A 1427-nucleotide genomic window follows, 5' to 3' on the forward strand; every position below is an offset into this window, starting at 1 on the left:
CTAATGCCAGTCAGTTAAGCCTGACTGGCATTGTTTTTACTAGGTTTTCTCGTCGCATACTTCTGTGGTTTGGCTTTGATGCACCTTGGGTAACTTCGTTCTCGGCGGGCGGGTAACTTGAACTGCTCTGCCTGTTTGTCCAACTCAGCGACACGCCCTGGAACCATGCCCGGTGACACAAACGGCAGGCAACTGAGTTCATGCAGCAGATACACCGATGCCATGTGAAAGCTCAACTGGCTGGCCGTATAGCCCTTTAAGCTCGCCGCCATCCTAACCATCTGATATCTCAGTAGGTTATAGGCCAATACCAAGCCCCATAGCTCCTGCCTTACTCCATCGGGTTTCTTGCTGCGCAGCGTCAGCCGGTGCTGTTGCAGGCTATGTTTCATCTCCCGATAGCCCAGCTCGATTTCCCAGCGATTCTGGTATAGCTCCATCAACTCGCTGGCCGGGAAGCGCAGCGGGTCGGTGAGCGAGGTCAGCACCTGCCGCTCCTTGCCGTTTACCGTCCGGGTCAGCAGCCGGGCTTCGAACTGCTCCGGCAACTCGCTCCACTTCTTCTTGGCCTGCGGACTGGCTCTGAGGCGTACCAGCACATCCTGCCGCCCCAGCTTGCGGATGACCTCGTATTGAGCCCCCTTTTTCAGCGGAATAAGCCAGTGACGCGCTACGCCCTGGCGTTGCCAGGCATGGAGTAACCCCAGTGAGTAGAAGCCCTTATCGAACAGGGTCAGGCTATTATCGGGTGTTTTTTCAATCAGTTGCTCTGCCAACACCATCTCGTTTACCGCACAGGAGTCCATCACTGTCTGGGTCAGCAGATGACTGCTCAGCTCCATCTGACACAACATGCGGACCTGGGGATATTGCGTCTCCCCCTGGACGGTTTTCGACTTGGCAAAGGCGCCGGCATTGTCCGGAGTATCGGGCGTGCGCCAGACCACCCCGTCCACGGCCAGCAGCTGCAAGCCGGCCCAGGTGGGGTGCTGACACAGCTGATGCCAGAGTGTGGCGGTCTGCTGGAACACCTGTCGAACGGCTTGGTCAGCCAGTTTTTGGCGCGCCTGGATGAAGGCGCTGGGGACGACAAACGGCCGGTCGCCGGGTAACAGGATATCGAGCTGGTTGGCCAGCTGGGCCATAGGGACATGACGAAACAAGGACATCCCGATAATGGCCCATAGCACCCGCTCCATGGGCATGCGCCGTCGGCGCAAGGAGACGGAGCCCGTCTCGGCCAAGCAAGCCTGCACCAGTTCAGGTGACAGCAGGTCAGACAGGGACTCAAACTTTCCGGGAGGACAGGCGTGAATGAAGTCGAGAGCTTGGTCGATACGCATAAAAAAATCCGAAACCCAACAAGGAGTTTCGGATTCTTACACAGCCTGAGGATCGGTCAATGGATCCTTAACTGATCGGCATTA

General features: G+C 57.3%; 1 protein-coding gene. It reads right to left on the minus strand.

Features of this window, described 5'->3' with window-relative positions; genetic code table 11:
* Nucleotides 1–14: 14 nt before the first annotated feature.
* On the minus strand, nucleotides 15–1343 hold the full coding sequence (locus G5358_RS21110) for an IS4 family transposase (protein WP_421324883.1): 1329 nt from the start codon (nucleotides 1341–1343) through the stop codon (nucleotides 15–17).
* Nucleotides 1344–1427: the final 84 nt, after the last annotated feature.

It is taken from the genome of Aeromonas sp. 604176, from assembly GCF_049170755.1.
GTDB classification, from domain to species: Bacteria; Pseudomonadota; Gammaproteobacteria; order Enterobacterales; family Aeromonadaceae; genus Aeromonas; species Aeromonas veronii_A.